23 protein-coding genes and 1 pseudogene are annotated in these 25,286 nt (G+C 68.2%); 13 read left to right on the forward strand and 11 right to left on the reverse strand.

Annotated elements, in window-relative coordinates; genetic code table 11:
• Window positions 1-70: 70 nt before the first annotated feature.
• A pseudogene (locus tag LWC34_RS54380) lies at window positions 71-622 on the forward strand (diguanylate cyclase domain-containing protein); the annotation flags it as partial.
• 43 nt (window positions 623-665) lie between these two features.
• On the opposite strand, the gene LWC34_RS54385 reads toward LWC34_RS54380, so the two are convergent.
• The 11 genes from LWC34_RS54385 to LWC34_RS54435 all read right to left on the reverse strand — a co-directional run bounded on the left by LWC34_RS54385 (window position 666) and on the right by LWC34_RS54435 (window position 12,200).
• Entirely contained in the window at window positions 666-881 is a 216-nt protein-coding gene (locus LWC34_RS54385) for a hypothetical protein (RefSeq protein WP_250109486.1), read from the reverse strand.
• Between the two features lie 55 nt (window positions 882-936).
• Window positions 937-1,125 (reverse strand): hypothetical protein, encoded by a 189-nt coding sequence (locus tag LWC34_RS54390; protein ID WP_233735060.1) that lies wholly within the window; start codon window positions 1,123-1,125, stop codon window positions 937-939.
• A gap of 21 nt (window positions 1,126-1,146) precedes the next feature.
• Complete coding sequence (locus LWC34_RS54395; RefSeq protein WP_233734516.1) at window positions 1,147-1,374, reverse strand: hypothetical protein; 228 nt, start codon at window positions 1,372-1,374, stop codon at window positions 1,147-1,149.
• An 8-nt stretch (window positions 1,375-1,382) separates the two neighbouring features.
• Complete coding sequence (locus tag LWC34_RS54400; RefSeq protein WP_233734517.1) at window positions 1,383-3,677, reverse strand: Tn3 family transposase; 2,295 nt, start codon at window positions 3,675-3,677, stop codon at window positions 1,383-1,385.
• Window positions 3,678-3,860: 183 nt separating this feature from the next.
• The gene (locus LWC34_RS54405; protein ID WP_233734508.1) at window positions 3,861-5,456 is read right to left on the reverse strand and encodes a site-specific integrase; all 1,596 of its coding nucleotides are present in this window, start codon (window positions 5,454-5,456) and stop codon (window positions 3,861-3,863) included.
• Window positions 5,457-5,458: 2 nt separating this feature from the next.
• Window positions 5,459-5,779 (reverse strand): helix-turn-helix domain-containing protein, encoded by a 321-nt coding sequence (locus LWC34_RS54410; protein ID WP_233734507.1) that lies wholly within the window; start codon window positions 5,777-5,779, stop codon window positions 5,459-5,461.
• Window positions 5,776-6,852: a tyrosine-type recombinase/integrase gene (locus LWC34_RS54415; protein WP_233734506.1), complete on the reverse strand. Its 1,077-nt coding sequence runs from the start codon at window positions 6,850-6,852 to the stop codon at window positions 5,776-5,778. The genes LWC34_RS54410 and LWC34_RS54415 overlap by 4 nt, the downstream gene beginning before the upstream one ends.
• 212 nt (window positions 6,853-7,064) lie before the next feature.
• On the reverse strand, window positions 7,065-7,880 hold the full coding sequence (istB, locus tag LWC34_RS54420; protein WP_233734518.1) for an IS21-like element helper ATPase IstB: 816 nt from the start codon (window positions 7,878-7,880) through the stop codon (window positions 7,065-7,067).
• Window positions 7,877-9,577 carry an IS21 family transposase gene (gene istA / locus LWC34_RS54425; RefSeq protein ID WP_233734520.1) on the reverse strand — a complete coding sequence of 567 codons (1,701 nt, stop codon included), beginning with the start codon at window positions 9,575-9,577 and terminating at the stop codon, window positions 7,877-7,879. Before istA ends, istB begins: the two co-directional genes overlap by 4 nt.
• A gap of 211 nt (window positions 9,578-9,788) precedes the next feature.
• Window positions 9,789-10,703: a phosphotransferase family protein gene (locus tag LWC34_RS54430; protein ID WP_233734521.1), complete on the reverse strand. Its 915-nt coding sequence runs from the start codon at window positions 10,701-10,703 to the stop codon at window positions 9,789-9,791.
• A 6-nt stretch (window positions 10,704-10,709) separates the two neighbouring features.
• Window positions 10,710-12,200, reverse strand: a complete 1,491-nt coding sequence (locus tag LWC34_RS54435) for an NsdA family TPR-like regulatory protein (protein WP_233734522.1) — start codon at window positions 12,198-12,200, stop codon at window positions 10,710-10,712.
• A 133-nt stretch (window positions 12,201-12,333) separates the two neighbouring features.
• On the opposite strand from LWC34_RS54435, the gene LWC34_RS54440 reads away from it, so the two are divergent.
• The 12 genes from LWC34_RS54440 (at window position 12,334) to LWC34_RS54495 (ending at window position 24,906) form a co-directional block, all read left to right on the forward strand.
• On the forward strand, window positions 12,334-12,669 hold the full coding sequence (locus LWC34_RS54440) for a hypothetical protein (RefSeq protein WP_233734523.1): 336 nt from the start codon (window positions 12,334-12,336) through the stop codon (window positions 12,667-12,669).
• Complete coding sequence (locus LWC34_RS54445) at window positions 12,666-13,007, forward strand: hypothetical protein (RefSeq protein ID WP_233734524.1); 342 nt, start codon at window positions 12,666-12,668, stop codon at window positions 13,005-13,007. The genes LWC34_RS54440 and LWC34_RS54445 overlap by 4 nt, the downstream gene beginning before the upstream one ends.
• Before the next feature lie 17 nt (window positions 13,008-13,024).
• Entirely contained in the window at window positions 13,025-13,390 is a 366-nt protein-coding gene (locus tag LWC34_RS54450; protein WP_233734525.1) for a hypothetical protein, read from the forward strand.
• A 673-nt stretch (window positions 13,391-14,063) separates the two neighbouring features.
• Window positions 14,064-14,564, forward strand: coding sequence for a hypothetical protein (locus LWC34_RS54455; protein WP_233734526.1), 501 nt, complete (start codon window positions 14,064-14,066; stop codon window positions 14,562-14,564).
• Between the two features lie 150 nt (window positions 14,565-14,714).
• Window positions 14,715-14,963, forward strand: a complete 249-nt coding sequence (locus LWC34_RS54460) for a hypothetical protein (RefSeq protein WP_233734527.1) — start codon at window positions 14,715-14,717, stop codon at window positions 14,961-14,963.
• A 236-nt stretch (window positions 14,964-15,199) separates the two neighbouring features.
• Window positions 15,200-15,613, forward strand: a complete 414-nt coding sequence (locus LWC34_RS54465) for a hypothetical protein (RefSeq protein WP_233734528.1) — start codon at window positions 15,200-15,202, stop codon at window positions 15,611-15,613.
• Window positions 15,614-15,811: 198 nt separating this feature from the next.
• Window positions 15,812-16,609, forward strand: a complete 798-nt coding sequence (locus LWC34_RS54470) for a hypothetical protein (protein WP_233734529.1) — start codon at window positions 15,812-15,814, stop codon at window positions 16,607-16,609.
• Window positions 16,610-16,659: 50 nt separating this feature from the next.
• Complete coding sequence (locus LWC34_RS54475; protein ID WP_233734531.1) at window positions 16,660-17,787, forward strand: PD-(D/E)XK nuclease family protein; 1,128 nt, start codon at window positions 16,660-16,662, stop codon at window positions 17,785-17,787.
• Entirely contained in the window at window positions 17,784-19,283 is a 1,500-nt protein-coding gene (locus LWC34_RS54480) for a hypothetical protein (RefSeq protein ID WP_233734532.1), read from the forward strand. Before LWC34_RS54475 ends, LWC34_RS54480 begins: the two co-directional genes overlap by 4 nt.
• Window positions 19,280-20,611, forward strand: coding sequence for an AAA family ATPase (locus LWC34_RS54485; RefSeq protein WP_233734533.1), 1,332 nt, complete (start codon window positions 19,280-19,282; stop codon window positions 20,609-20,611). The genes LWC34_RS54480 and LWC34_RS54485 overlap by 4 nt, the downstream gene beginning before the upstream one ends.
• A 33-nt stretch (window positions 20,612-20,644) precedes the next feature.
• On the forward strand, window positions 20,645-21,907 hold the full coding sequence (locus LWC34_RS54490; protein WP_233734534.1) for a metallophosphoesterase family protein: 1,263 nt from the start codon (window positions 20,645-20,647) through the stop codon (window positions 21,905-21,907).
• Window positions 21,904-24,906, forward strand: a complete 3,003-nt coding sequence (locus LWC34_RS54495; RefSeq protein WP_233734535.1) for an AAA family ATPase — start codon at window positions 21,904-21,906, stop codon at window positions 24,904-24,906. Before LWC34_RS54490 ends, LWC34_RS54495 begins: the two co-directional genes overlap by 4 nt.
• Window positions 24,907-25,286: the final 380 nt, after the last annotated feature.

Here is a 25,286-nt window from a genome sequence, read left to right on the forward strand (position 1 = left end):
CTCACGACTATCCAAATCAGTACACAGCAGCCCCGCCAAACAAAACACGAAAATGCCCTCGCCTCCTCCCATGACTGCCCGATCAACCCTCGGATACCACACGAACATCACCCGGCGACACGAGCGTGTCAGACCCGGATCCGCGAATAGTGCCGGCGCTGTTCCCTCAATAATCCGGCCGATCCGGCCCTGCGCGGGCTACTCGATCCCTTCCACGCGGCAGCGCTTCCGCAGTTCCTCGCCTACCCGCTCGGCACGGCGTTCAGCCTGGAGACCTCCTCGGCCAGCCACGCGGCCAGCTTCTCCGCCTCGGCCACCGAGCACCCGCGCGGAACCCGACGAACTTAAGCACCCGAGGAACTTCAGCAACAGCACGAAGCCCAATCGTGTCGGGCCACGCTTGCCGGCAACCTGCCCTAACTCGTCACCAACCAGCGTCCAATGCTCGATCAGAGCTCATCGTCATCGATCCTCCGCGCCACGCGCGAGCTACCCCCGCACCACAACACGGCCGTGCCCGCGCCGGCTGGGCAGCACCGTCGGCGTCCTGCTGGCCGACCTGGACCACTTCAAACAGCTCAACAACACCCACGGCCACATCGCCGGCGACCAGATCCTGCGCGCGGTCGCCGACGCGCTCAAACACTCCGTGCGCGGCTACGACCTCATCGGCCGCCACCGACCAGATCGCAGCCGCCGCCGAACGCGTCCGCGTCTCGATCTCCCGCCGATGCCCCGGCAAGGCCACCGACTCCCACACGGCCACCTTCACCGCCGCCCACGGGCACCTGATCCAGGTAGAGGTCGACGCGCTCGACCCCGCCGACCTGCACGCCCTGTTCGACACGGCCATCACCCGCCGGTGAAACCCACACGCCCACGACACCGTGCTCCACGCGGAAGCACACGACCGGAACCGGCTGAACAACCTGTAAGTCAGCGCAGCGAGGTCCAGTCCAAGTCGTCCCCATCGCCATCGCCATCGCCATCGGCGTCGGGGCCGCCGTCGTCGTACAGGCCGGGGAACCGCCGCGGGTTTGGGCCTTCCCCAGTTGTCCTGGCCCAGCCAGGACTCCCGCCGATCGCCGCGCGACTGAGTGCGTCGTCGGAGGCGGTCCGCGCCATTTCCGCGTCCGGGCCACCGTCCTAGACCAGGTAGTGGCCCTGCCAGTCGCGGGCCAGCTCCACCCCGTCGTACGGCGAGCCGTCCGGCAACCCCAGCACGACCTCGGTCACCCGACCGTCCTCGTACTCGTCATCCAGCTCCACCCGCACGAACAACGGGACCTCGAACCCACGCTGACTTCGCCGCGCTGCCGACCAGCGCCTGATCAGCCCGACGACACAGGAATACCTACTGGTCGCACGCTTCACGCAAAGGCTCATTGCCCCTTTCGCGCGTATCCCGACGGGCCCCCGGGTACGTCTGTGGCGTTGCCCAAGATTTCGTCCAAGACGTAGTGGGCTTCGCGTCGGGTCGCGACGATGACCTTCGTGCCGTAGGTGGTGTGCTGATCGGTCACGTGCGTGTAGGTCGACAGGACCTGCCCGCCGTGGATGACCATGTCCCGGCCGGTCAATGTCTTGCCGCGCACCGGGAACCGCTGCCCGTCCGAGGAGGACAAGGTGCCGCTGCCGAACACCGCGGCCAGCGGCAGCTTGCTGTGGTAGCCGATGATCGCCAGGTTCGCCGCGCGCAGCGTCTCCTCACGGACGTACCACTCCGCGGTCCACGCCAGGATGTCGTAGGAGATCCCGCACGCATCCGCCATCCGCGTGAGCCCCAGGTTGGTGGAGTGGCTGATCAGCACCGCGATCAGGTTCCGTTTCAACTCCGGGCTGCGTGACTGCTTGCCGCCGGCGTGGGTGAAGCAGTCCAGCAACCCGGTGCGCTTGTCCAGCTCGATCAGCAGCGACACGATCGGCGCGAACGGCAGCATCGCGGTCAACTCGGCCTTCAACGCGGTCGCCTCGGCCGGGATATCCTCGGCCGACAGCGGCGAGATCACCAGGTCCCCGGCGTCGTCCAGACGTACCGGCCCGTCCCCGGCGGCCAACACCTGCTCCAGTTCGCCCAGTGCCTGGTCCAGTTCATCCTCGGCGGCCGCCAGCGCGCGGGCCGGGTCGGCGGGTTTGCCCACGAGCTGGCAGAACTCCGCGCGCTGCGCCGACCATTTGTCCGGGGTGAGCAGGTAGGTGGCCGGGTCGGAGTAGCGCCGAGAGCCGGGCACGTACACATCGCCCGTGCGCAGCCCGTCGCGCAAGCCCAGCAGGGTGCACAACTCCCAATAGTGCCGGTGCGCGTTGGTGTTCCCCGACTTCCGTGCGGTGTCCAGGTAGCCGCGCCACCGCGTGGGCACGAACCCGTCCGGCGCATTGGCAGGGACGCGCCGGGCGCCGGTGGCGTTGAGTTCCCGCAGGATCTCCACCGCCTCCAGCAACCCTGCCGCCGCGGTGCCCCCGGCGAACCGCACCGTCGCGAGAACCTGCGGGGTGAACTGCCGTAGATACCCGTACGAGCCGTCCAACGCGGCGAGGTGTCCGTGATCGCGTGGCAACCGAGGTTGCGCCTGCGCCATCGCCGCCCGCAGACGTTGCCACCCGATCCGCTCACCCCGGATCAGCCCGCCGATCTGCTCGTCGCTGATCTGCGGGTCGGTGATGATGGCCAGCAGGTCGTCCAGCAGTGCCTGGCGGTCCTCCCCGGCCTTGCCCCGCTCGGCCAACAAGTCGCGCATCTTGCGCTCCGCCTTGCCTTCCCGGGCCGAGATCGCTTGGTCGAACAACCCCACGACCTCATCGAGCACGTCGGTCGCCGACTGCGCCAGCAGCGTCAGCAAGATCGGGTAGCGGCGCTGCGGATCACGCCGTTCCAGCGCCTGGGCGGTCAGCCGACGCCCGACGGTGGCCAGGAACCGGCGCCGCTCAGCCGGAAGCATCGACAAATCCAGCGCATCCGCGCCCAGGTCGCGGAGAAACTCCAGCTTCGCGACCTCCGCCTTGATCACGGTCGGCGATGCCTCGACCGGCCCCGTCGACAACCACCGCAGGCGCGTCGTCTTGATCCCCGGATCGACGACCAGCAAGCCGTCCAGCGCGGCGCATCGCGCGTCGGTGAACTCGTGCGCCAGCCGGGCGAAGGTCTCCCGCTGCGCCTCCTCCCGCGCGTGCGCGACCCGTTTCACCACGGTCACCGGGCCCGGCCGGATCACCCGCGCCGAGATCAGGTACTCACACGCCAACCGGAACAGCAACGTGGGCGAGTCGTGCTCCATCGCCCGCGCCAGCAGGAACTCGTCCAGCTCCTTCATTTCCAGCGTCGTCGGCAACCGCCAGCTCAGATACTGGGCGACCAGACGCAGATGCTCCGTCCGAGTCTTCGCCCGCCGGCCGTACGAGCGCAACACGGCCGGATCGACGCCAAGCTGATTGGCCAGCCGGGCCACCGCCACCGGAGGCGCCGTCGACACCTTGTCCGGCACGAAACCCAGCCACGGCAACGTACACAGACCAACAGCCAGGCCAAGCCGGTCCGCCGGGCCACGCCCACGGCCGGGATCGACGAACGCGACGTCGGCCGGGGTGAGGGTGAAAAACCGGAACAACTCGTCCCGGCCGATCTCCGGGAAGCCCCGCAGACGCTCCAACTCCTCGTCCGCGAACACCTGCGCCGCCACGCACGCCTCCAGCCAGCACCAAAGATCCCCAGCTCAGAAGCCTACCCAGCCATATCCGCCCGAAATTTCCTGGTTACTACGGCGACCCCTTGGCTGCCGTGGGTTCAGCGCAAGTGAAGGTTCCTCGTCGGGAACCCAAGGGTCCACTCCGCCCAGGACCAGGGCTCGACCCGTGGGTTCGGCTCAACCCGAAGTGTCGCACTCGATCGCGGTTTCCAGAAGCTGACGTGCCGAGGCGGCGTAGCGGATCGCGGTCCTCTCATCGAGTCCGAACACGACCGCGAGGTGCAGCGGGTCAGGGCCGTGGGTGAGTGCCTCCTCCAGTTGCCGGTCGACGCGGAGGCGTTCGAGGGTGGCTTCTTGTCCTCGGAACCCGGCTTTGATCCAGAACCCGCTCACCGGGCCGAGTTTGAGTGCGGTCATCTGGTTGACCAGGAGGTGGGGGTTCGCGGTGGTGGGCCAGCGGGTGCGGCGGTAGTCCAACCAGTCGAGCAGGAGCTTGTGGGTGAGGTCGTCGAGTGGGCGGAGTCGCCCGGCGATGATCAGGCGTCGGTCGCCGAGATCGACATCGTCGAGCCGCAGAGCGCGGATGGCGCCGGATCGGGCGGCGTGGATCGCGGCAAGGGCGATGATCAGCCGGTCGGCAGGCCGGGCAGCTGCGGCGACGGTTCGCTGGACTTGGTCGTCGCGCAAAGGCTGGATGTTCTTCGAGTGCCGGTCGCCGACTCGGATGCGGCTCGTCGGGTTGCGGAACACGACGCCGTTCTTCTTGCAGAACCCGAACATCGACCGCAACACGATCAGGGTGTGTTGGCGGTCCCTGCCGCGGAGGGGCGCCAGGGCTTCGAGCACGTTCTCCCGGGTGACCTCGCGCAGGTGGTCGTAGTTCGCGGACCAGTCGAGCAGGATCGGGCGGACTGCCCTGGCGTATTGCCGGACGGTGTGGATGTCGCGTGGCCGTGTGCGAGGCCCGCCGTTGCGCAGGTTTCGAAGCCAGGTCTCGGTTTCGCGGGCGATGCCCGGCGCGATTCCGTCCAGTTTGCCTTCCAGCCAGTCCTCGAAGGCGGGGCGGCGGTCGTCGACGAGGAGACCCATTTCGTTCAGGACGTCGGCGGTTCGATCGCAGCTGAGGCCCAGTGGTCGCAGGGCGGTGAACATGGCGACGTAGGACACCGTGTCGTCGTCGATGTGGTGGGACAGCAGGATGATCAGCGACCGTTCGACGTCGAGGCGGATGCGCCGGGGCCAGCCGCGTCGTTCTGCGAGCTGGCAGGCGACGTGCTGTCCCCAGCGCAGCCATGGGTTGTCTGGATTAGCGTCCATGGTTTCGTCGAAGCGGGTGTAGTCCCGTGGCAGACCGGGGAACAACACCGGCTGCGCCCACCGAGTGACAGGCCGTCCGGCTGGTGCGGGATCCGGCGTGCGGGGGCGACCTCGGCGCGGGTGCTTTCTGGGTGGCGAGGTGGACGCGCCGCGCGTGGACTGCATGTCGGCGAAGAACAGTTGGTGATGCCGTACCTGTTGCAGGAAGCGAACGGCCGTGGCGCCGGTCGAGTGCAGCGGGCGTCCGCTCTCCCGAGCCAGGACCCTGGCCTGGGCCCAGCACAACCGGCAGTACTCACTGCGCACCGGCTCCCAGCGACCGCATCCGGCGCACTGGTCGACCGCGTACTCGCGGGCGAACATGTAGCAGGCAACACAGAACCCATGCCCAAAGATCCGGCCCCAGGACAGGCAACTCACACAGGTGCGCGCCGGCCCGCGAACCCTGTGCTTCATCGTCACAGCGGTGGCAGAGAGCGGCCGTCAGGGCGCTTGGGCGTTACTGCGGGTGCTCCAGCGGCGGCGGCCTTGGGCTGCTCGTCGGTGCCGGGCTTGTGGACCTGCTCCGGTTCGGGGATCAGCAACTCACCGATCTCGCAGCCCAGCGCCACGCAGATGACGTCGAGGTCTGACAGCTTCATGCTGGCCGGGTTTCCTGACCACAGACCGGACATCTTGCCTGCGGAGATCACCAGGCCGTGCTCGGCCAGCTTGTGTTGCAACTCGCTGGCCTTCCAGATGCCTCGATTCGCGGCGGCGAGCCGCAGGTTCCACTTCATGACAGCAGTCCTTCCAGGCGCCCGGCGGCACGCTTCTGGCCAGCGACCCAGGCGTCTTCGATCCGGGTCCGGTGAACGTGGACGTAGTTCAGAGTCGAGGCGATCCAGGAGTGTCCGAGCAGCTCCTGAATGGAGACCAAGTCCAAACCAGACAGATAGAGCTGGCTGGCGCAGAAGTGTCGCATTACATGCGGCGTAAGCTTTTCCGTCCAACCCGGCAGATGCGCGGCGGTGGCTTGGGCCAATCCGGCGCGCAGGGCGTCGTCGCCGACGCGGCGGCAGGTTCCGTCGGCGTGACGACGCTCGGAGGGCAGCAGCGGTGCGCCAGGCCGGAGGTGATCGTCGTCGAAGTGCCCCCACACGTCCTCGATGAACCAGCGCAGGGTCCGGTCGGCGCCGTTGATCAGCGGCACCATCCGTTCCCGGGGACCGCTGCCCCTGGCGCCCTTACCAGCGCGGACGTGCAGTTTGCCGAACCGGCCCAGCTCCCACTTCACGTCGTCCAGGTCCAGGCCGCACGCTTCGTTCACACGCAGACCGACCTGGGACATCAGTTTCGCGGCGACGAAGTTGCGGGCGGTTGGCGCGAACTTCCGGCAGGTCACCAGCTCCTGCCGCCACCCGGCGAACAGCGTGTCGACTTCCTGGTCGGTCGGCGGGATGCGCAGCGCGGCCTGCTTGCGACCGCGGGGCTTGTTCATCTCGTCGATCGGGCAGTGCACGACTCGGCCGGTCAGGGCGTGGATCTCGACCTGGTGCCGCAGTTCCAGGAACGCGAAGAACGTCGTCAACGCCTGCGACCGCGCCAGCCGGGTGCCCTTCGCCGCGGAACGCAGCGCTTTGCCGAAGTAGGCGTCGGCGTCCGTCGGTTCCATGTCCCACAACGGTTTGCCGAACCAGGCCCGGACTTGTTCGAGGTGGCCGACGTCGGAACTGATCGTGCCGTCGGCCAAGCCTGCCGAGGCGCGGGCGAGCACGAACCCGGCCAGCACGTCGGTCTCGAACTCGGCGATCTCCTCCGGGCTCGCTGGCGGGCGCCGCTCGCGCAGGTCCCGCACCACCGCCAGACTCAACCCGCAGCCCTGCCTTCAGTCTGATCCGCACAACCTCGACCTGTTCGAGATCGGTTCACGAAAGCTGAAGTTGAGTCAAAACGGCAGGCTGTCACCCAAAGGAGTGAGACCGCCCTGGTCCTGGGCGGAGTGGACCCTTGCGTTCCCGACGAGGAACCTCCGAACTCACGGGTTATCTCTTAGTCGGCGGTTCAGGCGATATGGGTGTGGTGTTAGCCGAGGAGGCGTTGCTGGGTGGCGCGCAGCCGGAATGACTCGGTGCCGGTCTCAATGATCGTGCCGTTGAAGGTGAGCCGATCCACAATGGCCGAGCAGAGCCGTTTGTCGGCGAAGGTCTGGTCCCATTCGGAGAACGGGGCGTTGGACGCGACCGCGATCGCGCTGCGTTCCTCCCGGTCGGTGAAGACTTGGAAGAGCAGTTTGGCGCCTGCTTTGTCCAGGTCGAGGTAGCCAAACTCGTCCAAGCAGAGCAGATCGACTTTGCTGTAGCGGTTGAGCACGCGGGTGAGCTGGCGTTCGTCAGCGGCTTCGACCAGTTCGTTGACCAGGTTGGCCGTGGTCGTGTAGCGGACCTTCAGCCCGGCCTCGGCGATCGCGGTGCCGATGCCGATCAGCAGGTGAGACTTGCCGGTCCCGGACTGGCCGATCAGGCAGAGTGGCTGCCCTGCGGTGACCCAACTGGGTGTGGTCAGGGTGTGGATGACTTCGGGAACGACATTCGGGTTAGCGGTGAAATCGAAGTCGTCCAGCCGTTTCGCGCGGGGGAAGTGCGCTTCGCGAACCAGGCGGGTCTTGCGGCGCTCGTCTCGGTGTTCGCACTCGGCGTCCAACAGGGTGAGCAGGAATCCTTTGTAGGAGACCTGTTCGCGCATGGCCGCAGCCGCGAGTTCTTCGAAACGGGATCCGATGGTGGGCAGCCGCAGGGTGCGGCAGGCCTGGTCGATCAGGGCGTCGAGGCTGTCGACGCCGGGCGCTGTCGCGGGGATAGTGTGGGTGGTGGTGACGCTGGCCGGGAGGGTGGCGGTCATGCCGTGGTGCCTTTCGTGCGGCGAAGCAGCTGGTCATAGATCGCCACCGACGGCAGCGGGCTCGAACTCGCGGGCAACTCGCGTTTGGAGTGCAGGGAGATCACCGACGCCCCTGCTGGTTGAGATGTGGGGGCTGTGGGCGGGTGCAGGCGCGGGTCGGGCATGTCGTCGGTGATCACCGGGATCACCGCGGTGTCCAGGCCCAGATCGGCGAGGTCACGCTCGTCCAGCAGGGCGCGGCCAGCGTCGTGCGCGGCTTTGCGGGCCTCGATCGCGACCAGGTCCGGGCTGGTCGACCCGGCCCGCAACGCGGTCGTGATACCCGCGGTGACCGCCTCGGCGGGCAGTCTGCGGTGCAGCAACAGCACCTCGATCAGTGCCTTGGTGCCCTCGCCGTCTCCGTGTGCGGTGCGGGCGGCCGACCAGAACGCCTCGTGCGCGGAGGTGAAGCTGCCCTCGGCGCGGGCGGTGGCCAACGCGGTCGACCCTGCCAGCGCGCCGGGCTTGCCCAGCAGGATCTCCAAGTAATGATCGAGCTGGTCATGGGAGTCACCGCGGCGCGTCATCCGGGCGTGCCGGGCGATCACTGTTGCCTTGTCAAACACCACGACATCGTTGGCGCGCAGCGAGACCCGCACCCGGCGGCCGATGAACCGCGCCGGGATGGAGTAGTGCGACTGGCGCACGGTGATGCGCGAGTCGCGGCCGACCTTCGGGTTCAGCGTGGTGCCGGTGTCGAAGTCGTCGAACGGCAGCGGCGCCAGCAGATCGGCCTCATAGGCAAAGTTGAACCCGACCGTGACGCGCTGGTTGTGCAGGACTCGACTGTCCTCGGCCCGGTCGATCTCAGCGATTCGTTCGTTCAGCTCAGCCAGGCTGGCGACGTCTGGGACCGGGACCAAATGGGTCCGGCGGAACCGGCCGCCTTCCTGCTCGACGCCGCCTTTCTCGTGTGCGCCGTCCTTGCCGGGGATGCAGTAGAACGCATCGAAACCGTAGTGGGACCTGAACTTGACCCAGTTCTGCGACTCGACCCGGTTGCGGCCGAAACACACGCGTTGGACCGCGGGTTTGAGGTTGTCATAGCGGATGTGCCGGGTCGGGATCCCGCCCAGCGCCCGGAAGGCCTCCACGTGGCCCTCCATGAACGCCTCCTGCCCTTCAGACAGGAACACGCGGTGCACCGACTTGCCCGAATAGGACAGTCGCAGCGTGAACAAATGGCACTTCATGACCTGGCCCGCGACCCGTACCCACACGTCGGCGAAGTCGACCTCAGCCTCCTCGCCGGGCAGATGCTGCTGGGGCACCATGCCCTCCAGGTGCATCTGCCGCTCCCGCAGTTCGCCGACCAGTTCCGTGCGTCGCCGCGCGACGTAGGTGTAGACGGTGGTGCGGCCTGCCTCGGTGAACCCGTGCTCGCTGACCAGCCGCTGGTAGATCCGGGCGGTGGTGTGTTTCTGCTTGCGCGGCGAGGACAAATCCGCGATCAGCATTTCGTCGATCAACCCGTAGGCCGGCTCCAACACCGAACGACGTGGTGGCGGCTTCTTACGCTCTTTGGGCACGGCGTTGGCCAGCGCTTCCCGCACCGTCCTGCGGTGCACCTTGTACCGCTCGGCCAGCGTCCGGACCGACGCGTCCGGATCCAGCCGCCGATCACGGCGTATGCGTTCGAACAACTCGACGCGTGACAACGACAACTCCGGCCTCCGACACGACCGCGTAGATGTGCAAGGCGCTCATCGTTGAGGGTCCGAACGGGTGAGCGAGGGTCCTTCACCCCATCGTGGGCGTGTCCACAAAGGACGAGGTGGGGCCAAAACTCGTTGAACGACGACCGGTGGGGCCAAAACTCGCCGGACAACCGGGGCCAGAACTAACCGGCATAAACACCGAGGCCGTGGTTCAGGGGATCGCGTGCCAGCGGGCTGACCGGTCGCCGGCGCGCAGGGACCGGATGCGGTGGTGCAGTTCGCCGGCGGCGGCCGGTTTGCTGGGGGCCAGGCGGATGTAGGCGCCGAGGGCGTGTAGTTCGGTGATGTCGCGGAGCAGGGTCCAGCCGGGCCAGTCGAGGATGTTGTAGCCGTAGGCGGTCAGGAACCGTGTCCGGTCGGCTTCGGGTTCGTGGAAGTGGTCGGGGATGCCGGTGAGCAGGTCCAGTTCGCGGGGGCCGAGGCAGGTGCCGTCCCAGTCGATCAGCAGCCAGGTGCCGTGGTCGGGGTCGCGGACCAGGTTTTCGCTGTGCGCGTCGGCGTGGACGAGTCCTTCACCGAGGGGGAACGAGGTGGTGGTGAAGGTGTCGATGAGTGTGTGGGCGCGGTCGAGCAGCCAAGCCCGGTGGTCGTCGGCGACGGCCGGGTGCGGGCGTTGCTGGTCGAGGGTCACCGCCTCGAACAGTCGCTGCAACGGCTGGTAGCGGGGCACCGGGAACGCCGGGGCGGGCAGCGCGTGCAGGCGCCGCAGCGGCACTGCCAGGTCGGCCAGCGAGGGTGCCGGGGTGGTGGGCCGGTGGGGCCAGAAGGTGGCGACCGCTCCGGCGGCGATAACCGGCTGCTCGCCGGGTGCTGGTGGTAGCGCGATCGGCTCGGGTTGGCTGGCCAGCCAGCGGGTGATCTCGATGCAGGTCTGGGCGCGGCGGCGGCGTACCAGGGTATCCGGGGCCAGCCGGACGACGAGGTCTTCGCGGGGCAGCAGGTACACCGCGTTGGAGCGATGGTGCAGTAGGCGGACATCGGCGGGATCGGCGCCGAAGATCCGGCAGACGTCCCGCAGCGCGGGCAGGCCGGGCAGACCGGAGTCCTGGCGGGCGGGCAGAGCCATTGGCGGCTACGCCGCCGTGCTGGCTAGCGTCCTGCGGATGTGCTCGCGCAGGTCGGCGACCTCGGGCTGGCCGCTGTGCGGGGTGGCCACGGTGTCCAGCACACGCAGCCGGGCGTAGCCGCGGGTGGAGGACAGCCCGGTGATCGCGTCCACCGCGTCGTAGCCGGTGGCCACCGCGGCGGCGATGTCCCCGGCCTGGAACTGCACCGAGGCCAGCGGGGGCAGGATCACCGCACGGCTGCGCTCGTACTCCGCGCCGTACCCGCTGGCCGCGCTGGTGAGCTTCTCGATGGCCTCGGGAGCGAACTCCGGGCGGGTCAGCGACAGCAGGTACAGCGAGTGGCCCTGCTGGGCGGTGATCTCGGCGTCGTTGACGAACCACGCCCACGGCGGGGTCGTGGCCGGGTCGGCGGCGGCGTAGGTGTCCTGAGCGTTGCCGATGGCGCGGCGGGTGGGTTCGGGCTCGCCGAGCGCGGCACGGCACCACCCGAGCACAGCGGAGATGTAGCCCTGAGTGATCATGCTGACCGGGTGGCGGCGGTTTGCGGCCGTGGCCGAGGCGAGTTGGACCAGGCGCAGCGCCTCACCCGCCTTGTCTGCGTGCTTGTTCGCATCGAGGCCGTACAGGTGCAGGGCCTGGTGCGCCATGTCTAGCAGCACGTCCACGGCCAGGTCCGGTGCGCGGGGGTGGTCCTCGGCGCGGCGGGCGGTGTCCAGGGCGTAGGCCCACAGGCGACGGGCGGCGTCGTGGTCCTCGACGTCGTAGGCCATCCACCCGGCCATGCTGGCCAGCTCGGCGATGGCCACCAGCAGCCGGGTCCGGACCTCCGGCGCGCAGACCGCATCCTCCAGCCGGCGCACCTGGTGCAGTTGCGTGACCGCGGCAGCGCGGCACAGCCCGCCGCCGTAGGCGAAGTCCGAGCGACGGAATCCGTCGGTGATCGCCTCGATCGCGTCGACATCGGCCGCGCCGATGCGGGGCCGGGTCGCCGGTTCGACATTGCCGGGCAGCAGCGCGCCCAGCCGGGCCAGCTCGGGATGCAGGCTCGATCCCAACGTGGCGGCCGTGACCAGGGCGAGAAAGTCCCTGCGCTCCAACCAACTCACCTCCTCCTGTGCCGCCACGCTACCTGGGGCCTCGGCCGGGAAGCCGAGCAATCGGGGCGGGATGCGCAGGAGAGTGGCCAGCCGGGCGGCCAGCTTGACGTGGGTCAGCCGCCGCTCGCCCCGCTCGACAGCCGAGACTCGCGATTGGGACAGATCCAGCAGGTCGGCGAGTTGGAGCTGGGACAGCCCGGTGTAGGCACGGACGGCGGCGAACACCGCGCCGAAGTCGTAGTGGGCCAGCGCGGCGCGCAAGTCCGCGTCCTCGTAGAACCCGTCCGGGATCGGCTTGCGGAACCCCGCAACGCGTGCGCACGAGCCGCACATCGGGTCGGTGGCGGTGGCCAGCATGGTGCCGCAGAACCGACAGCGTTGTCGTCCTGGACCAGTCATGGCTCGCCTTCCACCATCGGACAGTGTTCGCGCAGGTTCACAGCGTAGACCCCCGCTCGGTACCAGCCAGTCGTGTCGAGCCTGCGAAGTCAAGCCCCAGTGGGGCTAGCACCGCTGGGGATCGGAAAGGCCGGTGCAGGCCGCGACGGTGGTGGACATGGCCACGCCGATCTCGATGACCGACCAGGACGCGCCTGGGGCGATACCTGCTGATCCGCGCCGCTGTGCGGGCTGGCAGGACTCGTCGACGGCGGCGGTGGCCGACGCGAGCCCCCGATGGTCCGACCCGGACCCCCGACCTGGGTCGGGCCACCGGGTCCCCACCTCCGTGCCGCCCGCTGGGCGCCCAGTGCTGACCTTCCCCACCGGCGGCCACCGATGCCGCCAGTACCGGATGGTGTGCGGGTTCTACGAGTGCGTGCACGGCCACGTCCGCCGGATCAGCGTCCGCGCCGGGGGTGGGCGATGAGCCTCACCCTGAACCCGGCACTGGTCCGCGGCGTCCTGCAGCGGGTCGCGCGAGGGCAGATCGTGTCCGTGGACGGCATGTTGCGTCACCGCAGCGACGCGCTGCTACCGCAGGCGCTGTCCCTGCGTCAGGCCCTGCACCGCCACGACTACCCCACCCTCCCACCCGGCTCGATCGGACCGCCGGTCGCGGGACTGAGCGTGAGCGGGATGCAGTTGCTGGACTGGTCGTTCCGGCAGCCGGATACGCCGCGCTCGCTGGCCCTACTGACCCGCGATGACAGCAGCGCCACGGCGGAGGCGGTCGCCGAGACCGCCACCCGTGGCCCGCGGGCGTGATCGAGGTGCGGTCGCTGATGGAAGACAGGACACCGGCGCGGCCCACGGGAGCAACAGCGGGATGGTGGTGGGGCACCAACCGGCCCGGCGGCACCTACTACGCCGGCCGCGCCCACGTCGTGCACCCCGCGCAGCCGACGGCTGGGTTGTGCGGCCTGCCGGTGGACGACGTCTGGGAGCTGCGCCCGCCGATGCCCGAGCACCTGTGCCCGGACTGCTGCGTGCTGGCGATGGCCGCCTCCTACCCACCGTTTCCAACGACCCCACCGCCCCCGCTGCCCAGGAGGGCAGCGAGCCACGACCGGCCAGCCCTGGCACCCGAGGCACCGGCCGAGCAGACCGCCGCGATGCCCGCCGTCGGCACGGACGAGGACAACCCATGAAACACCTCCGCGACCGGCCCCCGTTCAGGTCTTTCACACCCCAGCCCGGTGCGCCCGAGCGGCCACCCCCGACATCGGGGCCGTGCGACGCCGACGCGCGGAAGGCCGCTCCGGCGCACCCTCCCGCCGACCCGTACGACCAGGCTCCAGCCCGCCATCCCGCCGATGGGCTGGGCACACCCGCGACCCCTCGCGCGGGGTCGTACGGGTCGGCCCCGATCAGATGTGGGAGGTGACCCGGCGATGGCCAAACACCAGCGCGCGACACCCTTGATCCGACTGCTGGCCAGGTTGGGATGGCAACGCGACCCCAATCTGTGGACGGTGCGCTGTCGCGACGGGCGCGGCCGACGAGCACGCCTGCACATCCGCCTGACTGCGGACGGTGTCACCCTCACGGCATCCTCGCGGGGGCCGTGGACCCTGACTCCGCTGGAAGCCGGACGCCTCCGTGGAGCCACGCGAGACGCCGTGCTCACCTTCGACCGGCTCGCCGGTAGCGGACACGGCGTGATGCCGCCTCCCGCTCGAACAGCAGCACCGGCGTCGCCTCAACCAATGGGAGATCCCGTTCCCCGCCGGCGAGTCCGGCTCGATCCGTCCGCCCGGCCATCCACGGCCGAGATCGCCTCCCGCATCGCTGCCCCAGCGACACTTACTCCGGAGGTCAACCATGACCGTCAGACTGACAAATCCACCGTCCACACCGGCCGCGCCACAGTGGCTGCGTGACCTGGTCGCCGCGCGCACCCACTACGAAGAGCTGCTCGGCTGGCCGGTCACAGTGGACATCGAGCCGCGCAGGCTCGCTGTGGCCGTCGGCCAGGTGCTGGACGCGGTCACCATGCCGACCGCGCTCGGCCACAGCGTGCTCGCCGAACTGAAGATCACGATGCTGACCGGTCCGGTGGTCGCTGACCCAAGTGACACCTGGTGGACCTTCCTCACCGCGCCCGCCACCGCATCGCGGCCCGACATCCCCGCCGACCTGCACGCCCGCAAGGTCTATCTCACACCCAGAGGCGCGCAGGTGATCATCCCCAGCCGGATTGACGGTGACTCGTCGCGGTGGATCGCCCCGCCACGGCCCCGACACCCCCTGCCGCCGTGGTCGGTCGTCATCGGCGCGACCCGACGCGTGGCTGACCACCTGGCCGCAACCGACCGCCGCTGACCCCCTTTACCGATCCGACCTCCTCTCGAGACCCGCTGACAATGAACAGCACCGCAACTGTCAACGCACAAGAGAACCTGCCAGCGGCCACGAGTTTCGGCACGGGCCTTGTCGTTGCCGGCTCGGTGCTGTGATGGGCGGTGACCGCTGATGGTGGCACCAGCGGAGCGAGAGTTTCTGGCGCGCGTAGCCCGCGCCAATCAGGCCATGGCCGCAGCGGCGCTACCAGTGATCAATGGGACCTTGGACGCCAAGGACAGCCGCTGGCTCGGTGCCGAGTTGATCGCGATCGGTGAAGAGTTCTGCCGCCGCGCGAATACCCCGCTCGACCCGAGCGTGAATGTGATCGACGGAGAACTAGTGTCCACTATCGACAGTCCTCAACGGAGGCTGTCGTGATCGACGCGTTTCAGCCGGAGCCAGGCTGGTCCGAGTTCCGCGAGGCCGCCGTGGAATACGTCGAGCACGGGTGGCCCGTTCAGCCAGGCACCTACCAGATTGACGGGTCTCGATAGTGGCACGGCCGCACGCACGTCGATGGTCTAGAACCCGTCGCACAACCGTGGACCCGTACTGGCATAACCGATATCGGTGTCGCGAAGGACGCGTGGACACGGCACCCGTACTCGATCCTCATGGCGTGTGGACACATCGCTGACGCCATCGAGATTCCCGCGACTCTCGGAGCCCGCCTCACGCAACGTATGCGGGCCGACGGCTGTCTCCCACCGACCATCGCCACCCCGTTCGGTACATGGCTGCTGCTGGCTAGTCCAGGCGAACCCATGCGGCTCGAACTGGCCCAGAGTCCCAGCATCGGCGTCCGCCGCGCCGGGGCGTGGATCGCGCTGCCACCTACGGCACACGGTCACCTGTCCTACCGCTGGCACATGCATCCACGCGCCGCTAGCTGGTCAGTGCCCAGCGCGCTCGCCGTGCAACAAGTCCTCGTCGATGCCGTTGCGCCTGCCGCCCGTCGTTCGCCGCACGCTGGTGCACGGGACAGGCCGACGGGAGAGCCCCCGGCCCGATGGCCGCCAATGCTCTGATTCCGGAGCTGCCGAGACGCGGCCAGTCAAGCTCGCTGAGCGGCTGCCTCGGTCGCCGTGCCGGTTGGCGGTATCCACGGCATGACCTACTCCGGCACCTTGGGGGGACGGAGTGTGACATATGCGGTCTGACCAGCAAACACGCCGACAAAGCTGGTAGTTACTGGAGAATGCTGGAACTCTGGTATCGTCTCGCCCATGACGGAGCCCCTGGAGGAACTCGAGCGTCACATCGAGGGTTTGCGGACCAAGGTGCGACGAGCGGCCATGTCCGGCGACCCGGCGCGAGCGCGGGAACTGCGCGCTGAGCTTCGGCGGGCGGAGCGGGCCTGGGATGACGCCCTGGCTGCGTTGACCGCCCCCGAACGGGAGCCCGATCGGGGGCGGCAACCGGGTCCGTTGCTACCAATCCGCGACCAGGTTCACCAGGCGCTCACCCTGCTCGGTGTGCCGTCCGCGCCCAAGTTGATCGTCGCCGTACACGGTGCGTTCTTCGCGGGTGAGATGGCCAGCGCGCAGCTGACCAGCCTGCGGCGCGATGAGGAGCGTTCTTTCCGATCGTCTCCGCACGCTCGCCCGTACTACTTGTGCAGCGCGTTGACCGCGGATCGGTTGGTACCTGCCCGTGGGCTATTAGCAGTCTCAACCTGGCCCATGCCGCGCCGGGTCATCGGCCCGCTCAGCGCACGCGTCGACTTCCTTACCGCGGCCATCCAGTTGTCGGAACAGATCGACAGGATGGCCGAGCCAGCCCTGCCCGCGTTGAGTTTGCTGTGGCGGTTCGCCACCAACATTCCCGGTGCCGCCGAGTCGTTCGACGCCATGAAGCCTCCGGTCGTCGCCGAAGCGGCACGAGCGGAACTCGCGATACATGACGAGGCCGACCACGCACATCGCGAGGCGGCGGCGTCCCGAGCCCGAACACAACTCGATGAGATCCATCAGCTGTTCGGCTCGGCCCTGAAGCTCGTACCCCGTGCCACAAACAAGAAGTAAGCGAAAGAAGCGGACTTCCTGCCCGCGCTTCCCCCGCGAAGGAAGAGCAGTTGAACAACACCGACACCCGCCTGGACGTCATCCGCGGGTCGGCCGAGCCGAAAAAGCACAACGCCCGAACGATCGCCGCGTTGACCAGCAACCCCGGCTGCGCCCGCCGGAGCATCCTGGACGCGGCGTCCATCGACAAGCAGGCCCTGGCCGAGCACATCGGCCACCCCGCCGCGTTCGGCCTGTCCAGCTTCGCGATCGCCCGCGGCAACGCCTTTGAGACGTACGTGAAGGCCAACGGCTGCGCCGAGCTGCTGCGGCTGCTGCGGGAGCACCTTGCCCTGCCGCTTCCCGAGGTGTCCTACGACGATCTCAACAGCGTCGCCGGACACGAGACACTCGAAGCACGCTACCGCCGCTCCCGCCAGCTATTGGCGCACGCCGCCCGATCCGACCAGGACGCGGGCACGCTGTTCGATCACCCCCTGCTGCGCATGACCATCGGCGGTCGAGACGTCTACCTGGAGCCGGACCTCGTCGCGTTTCGGCTGCGGGATCGCTTCCACGTCGTGGAGATCAAGTCCTTTCCGGTGATTGACGGCCGGGCCGATTCCAGCAAGGTCGCCTCGGCGGCGATCCAGTCCGCCGTGTACGTCCTGGCGCTGCGCCAGTTGATGGAGCAGTTAGGGTTCGACTCCGCCGTGGTGTCGCATGAGGTGTTCCTGGTGTGTCCCGAGGACTTCTCCAACCGGCCGACCGCGGCGTTGGTCGATGTGCGCAAGCAGTTGACCGTGGTGCGACGCCAGCTCGCCCGCCTCACCGACGTCGGCGCCATCGCCTCGACGCTGCCGCCGGGGTTGACCCTGGACCTTCGGCGTGACGAGGCTGGTGTCGCGACGCGCCCCGTTGACGAGCTGTGCGAGGCGTTGGGCCAGATCGAAGCCCGCTACGCGCCCGAGTGCCTGGCCACCTGCGAGATGGCGTCCTTCTGTCGAACCGGCGCACGCGGACACACCGCCGCGCTGGGGCGATCCGTTCAGGAAGACCTCGGCGGGATCGACACCATCGCCGCCGCGCTCGGGTTGGCCACCGGCGCGCTCGACCCCGGTGAGCACGCACACGAGGCGGCCCAGGTGCTGCAAATGGCTGAACGCCTGCGCCGCGAGTGTCTCGGTGGTGCGGCATGAGCACACTCACCTCGCTGGCGCGGGCACACGCTGTCGAGCTCGGCCGAGCCCAGCCGATCGCGACCGTCCGGCACGTCCACGTCAGCCAACGGCCGCTGGTCTGTGTGCCGCTGGCGATGGCGGGCGAGGCGAACGCGCCGCTGGCCGTCCTGGTCGGCCGGGACCGCGACGCGCCCCGCTTGCTGATCGTTGCGCAACCCCGCAACCGCGAGCTGCGTTTCGATTTCGCTCATTCACTGGCGTTGACCGTGTTGGGCTACATCGGGAGTTTCGCCAGCACGATGGTGGCCAGCAGCCGGCCAGGTGGCGGGTCCAAGCCTCGCGTCGCCGACGCGCCACAGGTGTGGGTGCCCAACCGTGCGGGCATCGACTTCCTTCGGCTGTTCGGGCGCTCCACGCGATTTCGCTCCACCACCGGCCCCTACGCGGTTCCCGTCTCGGTGCCCTCGCTGGGCAGGTGGCTGACCTTCCTCGCGGAGCGCGCTGAATACCCCGGTTCCTCGTTGTTGGTGGCTGCGACGGACGTCTTGGCCGAGCATTGGGCCACCGGGCAAAGCGCGGTCGAGGACGGCAACCTCGCCTCCTTGCTGGGCTGGATCGCGCCGCCGCCGGGATCAGACGGAGCGCAGGCCGCACTGGCGGCAGAGGACCCGCTGGTGTGCCCGCCTGCTGGCCCTGCGACCGACACGACGTTCGACCGGGAGGTGCTGGAGCCCGGCATCGCGGAATACGACCGCGCGTCCGCTGATCCCGAACGGCGACGGCGGGCTGTCACCCGGCTGGAAACCGCCTTGCGCGGACAACTCGAACCCACTTGGCGGCTGATGTGGCAGGCGATCGACCAGCTTCGGGCGCTCCCACCGGGAGAGCATGTCGCAACCCGGTGGGATCTGGACAAGGACGCCTACCTGCGCTTCCACACGCATGTCGCGACTGGCGGCCATCCGCAGCCCAAGCGGGACAGCGCGGTGGCCGCAGCGATGCGGCTTAACCAGCTCGAACGGCACCAGGCCGAGTACGACGCGCAGCGGGCCTTCGACGACCCGCTGGTGATGGCCGAGTACCGGCTCGCTGGTGACGCCTTCGTGGGCGTCGTCACGTCAGCGGTGCCGAACCGGCGGGTCGGCGCGGGGCGCAGCGCCGTGCTCCGGCCTCTGATCACCGTCTCGACGCAGGATCCGGTGCGGCTTGTCCCTGGCGACGGCCCGGTGACCGATCGGGCACGGCCACGGCAACGCGCGGAGATCGTCTCCGTGACCGAGACAGCCGGCGGTCTGGAGATCACGCTGGAGCTGGCGGGCGGTATGGGCCGTGGCAGAACGGCACCCGCAGGCACCATGCCGGCGGTGGGGGATCAGGTCTGTTTCAGCATCTTGACCGACGACTACCAACCGCGCGGCACCTTTCCAGCGCGGGAGAACACCCCGTGGACGCACGGCGGCCCTCCGGCCCTGCCGGTCCCGACAGGTGATGACGCGAAGGAGGAGTGGTCGTGACCGCAGCAGATCCCGCTGTCCGCGCGGCAGACGAGGTAGAGCAGGTCATTGGCGCGGCGCTGTCCGAATTCACCGCCAGCGGCCACCGCGGGGTGGTGGTGGATTCGCCACCGGGAGCGGGCAAGTCAACCCTGGTTGTCCGAGCCGCCACGCAGATCGCGCGCGGGGACGAGCCGGTCATGGTCATCGCGCAGACCAACGAGCAGGTCGACGACCTGGTCGACCGGATGGCGCGCGAGGCGCCCGCGGTGCGCATCGGCAGGCTGTCCGCCCAGGGCTATGTCCCCACGGGGCGGGTGGCTCACCCCAATGTCATCGTCGCCGACCGAGTATCCGACCTTCAGGGCTCACCGATCACCATCGGCACGGCGGCGAAGTGGGTCCACGTCACGGACGGCCCGTGGCCGTGGGCGATCGTGGACGAGGCGTACCAGATGCGGTCGGACATGCTGCTGCGCGTCGCCACCCGGTTCGAGCGAGCGTTGTTCGTCGGGGATCCTGGCCAGTTGGACCCGTTCTCCACCGTTGAGGTCGACCGCTGGACCGGACTGACGTGGGATCCGATGCAAAGCGCGGTCGCGGCGATGCTCCGCAACAACCCCGCCCTGCCGGTCCACCAGCTTCCCCTGTCCTGGCGGCTGTCCGCATCCGCAGCGCCGCCGGTGTCCGAGGCGTTCTACCCGTTCACCGGCTTCCGCGCGGCCACCACCGCCGATCAGCGACGGCTGACCTTCCAGACCCGAGGGTTCGGCGGCCCGGTCGACGACACCTTGGAGATGGCCGCTCGCACGGGCTGGGCGTTGCATGAGTTGCCGGCGCGGCACACGTTGCGCACCGACACCCAGGCGGTTCACGCGATCACCGACCTGGCCCTGCGGGTGCTTCAACGCGGCGCCGTGGCCCAATCCGAGCGCGACCCGCACGAAGTCCCCGTCACGGCAGGCCGCATCGCGATCGGCGCCGCGCACCGCGATCAGGCCGCGGCGATTCGCCGGGCGCTCCACGAGCGCGGCGGCGGGGCGATCAAGGTCGACACGGCCAATCGCCTGCAGGGCAGCGAATACGACATGGTTCTCGTGCTTCACCCGTTGTCCGGTCGTCGGGACGCGACCGCCTTCCACCTCGAATCGGGCCGCCTGTGCGTTCTGACCTCGCGCCATCGACACGCCTGCATCGTGGTGGCCCGCGCCGGCATCCAGGACCTGCTCGACGCCCACCCACCTGCCGAACCGATGCACCTGGGCGTTCCCGCGAAATTCCCGGACGGCTGGGAAGCAAACCAGGCGATGCTCGCGCATCTGCGTGCGCATCGAGTCCCGGCGGCGTGACGGCCCCGTACCGAGTCCCACTTGAGAGGAATGATGAGAGTTCTCCACGTTTCCGACTGGCATCTCGGTCGGATCACCTACAACGAGCCCCGCGCCGAGGACCACGACACCGTCCTTACTGAGATCATCACCTTGGCCCGCAGCGAGAAGCCCGACCTGATCGTGCACTCAGGGGACCTCTTCGACCACGCTCGACCGTCCATTCCGGACATGAGCAAGGCTACGACGGTCTTGCAGGAACTTGCGGCCGTCGCGCCCGTGGTCGTCGTCTGCGGCAACCATGACTCGCCCCTGCTGTTCCAGCTTTTCGCCCAGCTTCTCGGCCCCGACAGCAGGATCCACTTCATCGACCAGCCCCGCGATCCCGATCTGGGAGGTGTCCTGCGATTCCCCGGAGCCGACGGCAGCGTGTTGCGCCTGGCGGTTCTGCCGTTCGTGCATTCCAACCGGGCCATCGACGCCTTCGACGACACCAGGCACTGGCGCGCTGCCTACGCCGAACGCATTGGACGGATGGAGCGGGCGCTGGCCGCAGAGCTGCTGCGCGACTTCGACGACCGCCGCGACATCGCCATGTTCGCCGCACACCTGCACGTCGGTGGAGCCAACTTCGCCGGAAGCGAGCGCCCGGTGCACGCCTCGGACTACTACGCGACCAACGCCGAGGATGTCCCCGCCGTCAGCTACGCCGCGTTCGGGCACATTCACAAGCCGCAGAAGCTGCCGGGCACGCAGGTCATCGGACGCTACGCGGGGTCGCCCATCCAGCTCGACTTCGGCGAGGCAGGGGAACGCAAGAGCGTCGTCCTGGTCGACCTGCGCCCCGGACAACCCGCCCATGTCGACGTCGTCGGCCTGAGCGGTGGCCGGCAACTGCGCCGGCTTGAGGGCACCCTGGACGACCTGCGCGCCTCGGCGCCGTCGATCGGGCGAGACCTGTGTCTGGTCACCGTGCACACCCCGTCGCACGAGCCGACGTTGTCCGAGCAAGTTCGAGACTTGCTGCCGAATGCCGTTCTGCTCCAAGTGAATGAGGTCTGCGCCGACCAGAGGCTGGAGATCCTCACCTCGGAAGCGGTCGCCGGTGACGTCGAGCCCGACATGCGCCAACTGTTCGGTGACTACCTCGCCGATCAGGGCAGCACGACGGTGGCAGCCGACCGCATCCTGAAGACCTTCGGCCAGATCCTGACCTCCATCGAGGAACAGCGCCCCATCGCGTTGGCCGAGGAGTCCCTGCTGACCGATCCACTGGAATGCGACCAAGGCACGCACACCGAGGAGGTGGCTCGATGAGGCCCCTGACGCTGAAGTTCCGCGGACTGCGCTCCTATCGGGCCGAGCAAGAGATCGACTTCAGGAATGTGAGCCTGATGGCGATCGTGGGCGACACAGGCGCCGGCAAGTCCTCGCTTCTGGAAGCCCTGTGCTTCGCGCTGTACGGCGGGTGCACCTGGGATGCCCGCAGCGGCAAGGGGCTCATCGCCGACGGAGGCGACGGCACCCTGCGCGTGGAGTTGACCTTCCAGGCGAAGGGCAAGACCTGGCGGGTCACCAGGACCACTTCCGCGAGTGGCTATCCGCCGTCGACCCATCGCTTGACCTGCTTGGACGACGGCACCGAGGTTGACAACTCTCGCGCGGTCGACAGCGCGATCCGTGGCCTTGTCGGGCTGGACTACACCGCGTTCCTCAAAGCGGTCGTCCTGCCGCAAGGGCGATTCCAGGAACTGCTCCAGACACCCGAGGCGAACCGCACCGCCATCCTCAAGACCGCACTCAGACTTGATCACATCACGGATGTCCGGAACCAGGCCAAAGCCCTGTATGAGCGGCTGAACCCGCTGTTGACCAAGCTGGTCGTGCGCCGCGCTGGTCTGCTGCCCGATCCCGAGGAGGCACTCCGCGACGCACTCCACCGACTGTCCGAGACCAAGGCAGAGAACGGCAGGCTCGAAACCGTCAAGACCGCTGTCACCGAAGCGCAGAAAACACATGATGACGCGGCTCGCCGTGGGCAGGAATGCCGATCGGCCGCGCGACAGTTGACGACAAGGATCCCGCCCGACACTGAACACCGGTATCAGCAGCTGATCGAGTTCGATGCCGCACTCAAGCACCAACTCTCCACCATAGAAGGAGAATTGAGTGACGCCGAGGCGCGCGAAGAAGAACTTGGGGCGGTTCTCGATGGCGCGGACGCCGACGGTACGGGTGTCGCTGCCGTCGCGTCCACGCTGGCGACGTTGAAGTCACTGCTCGACCAACTTCCCGCTATCGAGGAAGACCAGCGCCAGCTCGATAGTGAGGACGCGGCCATCCAGGCCGAACGCGCAGACCTCCAGGCGCGCAAGGATGCGCATGTCGAGATTGTCCGCGAGGCCGAACAAGCTCAAACCCATGCCGACGAGATGGACGCGGCCCACGCGGCTGCGGCGAACGCGCTTGGTCGGTACCGCGTGCTGCTCACCGACGCCCGGAACGCCTCCACAGCAGTCGATACCGCAACCGTCGAGGTTGAGAAAGCGCGGCAAGCAGCACGAGAGCACGAAGAAGCTGTCGACAAGGCGACGAACGCTTCCTCCCAAGCAGACACGGAAGCCGAGGCGGCCGAGGAACAAGTCGAGGCCGCGTCCCGGACGAACGCCGCCGCCCACGCGGCGGAGCACAGTGGCCCAGGCGATCCGTGCCCGGTCTGCGTGCGCCCGTTGCCCGACGGCTTCGCCCCGCCTGCCGTCGCCGACGTCGCTCGGGTGAAGGCACTTCGAACTCGCGCCAACAAGCGCGCCCGAGCACTGGCAGACGAACTCGCCGCCGCCGTCGAGTCCAACAACACTGCCAAGGCCACTCTCCAGGGCGCCCTCGGCAAGGTCAGCGAAGCGATCAGCCAGCGCGACACCGCACTCGAGTTGGTGCACGCCGAACTCGGGAAGGTCGATTTTGGCCAGGACGACGAAACTCTGCTCACCGACGCGCAGTTCACAGCTCGCCAGGCCGCCGACGCCAAGCAGACGGCAGTGGACGCCGCCAAAGTCGCCCAGGACGCCGCAACCCGTGACATCACCGAGATTCGGCGCGACGAAGCCGCGCTGATCAAGCGCGAGAAGGCGCTCGCCAAGTCTCGGTCAGCCCTCAAACGGCGGCAAGGCAAGATGGCCGAATCCCACGACACGCTCCCGACGGCGTACCAGATCTCCGGCGACCTGAACACCGCCGCGATCCAACGCGCCATGGACCAGGCGCAGCGTCGTCAGGGTGAGTTGGCGGAGGTGACCACCCAGCTCAAGTCCGCACAGGCACAGGCTAAACGGTTGCGCGACAACAAGAACGGAGTGATCAAGGACATCCAGTCTCGGGTCGAACAACCCGCAGAACAGTTGAGCAGGACCATCCAAGCCGTGGCGGACACCGCTGCGGCCATTCCCTGGCTCAGCGAACCTCCCGCGATACCCGCGCGCCCAGAACCGTTCTCGATACTCACGGATGCGCAGTGGGGCAAGGAGACCCTCAACCGCGTTGACGAGATCATCCGGCTGTCTCGCGACGCGGCGTCGGCGCAGGATGACGTCGCTGCGGGCGCGGCAACCGCCATCACGGAAGCGCTCTCCCGCGCCGGAGTCGCCACGATCGACGAGCTAACGGAACTCTTTATCGCAGCCAAAGCGAAGGCCAAGGTAGCCGAACGGGATCGAGACAAGGCGCAAGCTGATCTCCCGATCTGCGCCGAACTGGATCGTCGCATTTCGGTTGCCCAGCCGACGGTCGACAGCTTGCGTGAGCTCAGCAGCCTTCTCGCTGACGGCAAGTTCCTGGCCGCTGTCGTCAAACGCCGGCAAAGGGCGCTGCTGGGCATTGCGTCGGAACTGTTCCTGTCCATGACCGAAGACCGGTTCGCCTTCTCCGACGACTTCCGCATCGTCGACGGCCACACCGGGCAACCACGCGACGTCAAGACCCTCTCGGGCGGCGAGACCTTCCTGGCAAGCCTGGCCCTGGCGTTGGCGCTGGTGGAACTTACCTCTCGGGGCGGCGGTCGCGTCGAGGCGTTGTTCCTCGACGAGGGATTCGGCTCGCTGGACACCAACGTCCTGGGCGAAGCGCTCGAAGCGCTCACCCGCCAGGCCATGGGCGGTCGGCTGGTCGCGGTGATCAGCCACATGCGGGCCGTGGCCGAGAACTTTGACAACGTCCTCATGGTCACCCGGACCCTGAGCGGCAGCGAGGCCCACTGGGCGAGCCCTGCGGAGCGAGACCAACTGGTCACCGACGAACTGGCGGCTGGGCTGCTCACGTAGCTCGCGTACCGACGCAACGTGTGCAGCACAGAGTCCACCGTTCGGCGGAGTCTGTGAGCCGGGCAGAACGGATGGACTGTATTGGTCGGGCCCCTGGTGTCAACTTGCGACCCACTGAGAACCACCTTCGGTGACCTGTGTCACATCCAGTCCGACGGCCGTGGCTACATCTGCCGACTGTTCTGGTGGAGCAGCATCGAGCATTGCTCAAACGGGGTCACGCGGCTGTCCTCGACACAAGCGCCAACGCCATCGGGCTCGCTCCGCGAGAAGGACAGCTTGTGCTTCACAGAACGTGATCGAATGAGTGATGTCCAGGGTGGCCGATGATCAGCGTGCACGGCTCTGAGTGTTCATCGCCCGAGACAGCATAGGCTGGA

Origin of the sequence: Kibdelosporangium philippinense, from assembly GCF_021390435.2 — a bacterium.
Classification (GTDB): Bacteria; Actinomycetota; Actinomycetes; order Mycobacteriales; family Pseudonocardiaceae; genus Kibdelosporangium; species Kibdelosporangium philippinense.